Annotated in this window: 1 pseudogene; it reads left to right on the top strand. The window is 60.9% G+C overall.

Annotation, left to right across the window (positions count from 1 at the left end):
• Positions 1 to 1,779 (top strand): annotated as a pseudogene (locus RFM41_RS33985) (hypothetical protein); the annotation flags it as partial.

Genomic DNA, 1,779 nt, shown 5'->3' with positions numbered 1-1,779 from the left:
CAAGGTATCGAGCTCTACCAGCGCCCTCGACGATGTAGATGCTCGCGCGTTGCCGCTCTTGGCATTGTCGTTCGGCCGATATCCCCAACTGGCGGAATGCCGCGACGGCACAATCAGGATCGGCGAATTCTGCAGCGACAACCCAGCAGTGCTTCGCCAGCTCGACGCTCGAAACCTCTCGCTGCTGGTGAACGGCTTCAGCAAGTGGCCTGACCAGCCAGGTTGTGGCGAGGGCACTTTCGCAGTCGCTGGTGAGGTTCTTCGCCGCGCTGAGACGGAGGGATTATCCAAATTCAATCCGCAGAACCTGACCAATCTGGTCAATGGCTTCAGCAAATGGCCGAAACAAGCGGAGTGTCGGGAGGCCACCAGCGCTATCGGCACCGAGGTGACGTACCTCGCAGGCCGAGCCAATCGGCTTTCCGATTTCGAACCGCAGGGCCTGGCGAACCTGGTGAACGGTTTCAGCAAATGGCCGAGCCAGGCGAAGTGTCGGAAAGCCACTAGCGCTATCGGCACCGAGGTGACGCGCCTTGCAGGCCGAGCCAAGCGGCTCTCCGATTTTAGCCCGCAGGGCCTGTCGAACCTGGTCAATGGCTTCGGCAAGTACCCGGAAGAACAGGATTTGCGCCAAGCTGTGGCGGATATCGCCGCCGAGATCGTTGGCCGCGCCGGCAAGCTCAATAGATTTCCACATCAAGAGTTGGCCAATCTGGTGAACGGGTTCGGCAAATGGCCCGAAGAATTCGACATGCGCCATGCTACCGTTGCCATCGCCGGCGAGATCGTTGCGCGTGCCAAAGAGCTCGGCGGATTCACTGATCAACATCTAGCGAACCTGGCGAACGGTTTCAGCAAGTGGCCCGAACAGACGCGCGAGGCGACGGTTTCCATTGCGGGCGAGGTCGTTACCCGAGCCGGCGAGCTCAACAGATTTGGGTATCAAGAGTTGGCCAACCTGGTGAACGGTTTCAGCAAGTGGCCTGACCAGCAGAAGACGAGCGAGGCGACCATTGCCATCGCCGGCGAGGTCGTTGCCCGAGCCGGAAAGCTCAAGGGATTTGCGAATCAAGAGTTGGCCAATCTGGTGAACGGTTTCAGCAAGTGGCCGGACCAGGCAAGCACTCGCGAGGCGATGATCGCCATCGCCTCTGAGGTCAGTCGCGCCGCCAACCGATTGCGCGGGTTTCCTGGTCAGGAGCTGGCCTATCTGATCAATGGCTTCAGCAAGTGGCCGCAAGAGCCAGGCATGCGCCAGGCGGCGGTCGCCATCGCCGGGGAGATCGCCTCCCGTGCCGACAAAATCAAGGGATTTACCCATCAGCAGCTGGCCATACTGGTGAACGGTTTCAGCAAGTGGCCGCAGGAGGAGCGAAATCGGCAGGCCACGGCCGCCATCGGCGGGGAGGTCCTTCGCCGCGCCGATCACCCAAATGTCGGGCTCTCCGACTTTGCTCCGCTGAGCCTGGCCAATTTGGTGAATGGCTTCAGCAAATGGCCGCAAGAGACAGGCATGCGCCAGGCTGCAGTTGCCATGGCTGGGGAGATCGCCTCCCGTGCCGACAAAATCAAGGGATTTACCCATCAGCAGCTGGCCATACTGGTGAACGGTTTCAGCAAGTGGCCGCAAGAGGAGCGCAATCGGCAGGCCACGGTCGCCATTGGCGAGGAGGTCCTTCGCCGCGCCGATCGCCCGGATGTCGGGCTCTCCGATTTTACTGCTCAAGGCTTGGCGATCCTGGTGAACGGCTTCGGCAAGTGGACGCAAGAGCCGGTGTG

Source organism: Mesorhizobium vachelliae (assembly GCF_033977325.1).
GTDB classification, from domain to species: domain Bacteria; phylum Pseudomonadota; class Alphaproteobacteria; order Rhizobiales; family Rhizobiaceae; genus Mesorhizobium; species Mesorhizobium vachelliae.
The sequence above is the reverse complement of the archived record's forward strand: the minus strand, read 5'-3'. Positions and strand labels throughout refer to the sequence as shown.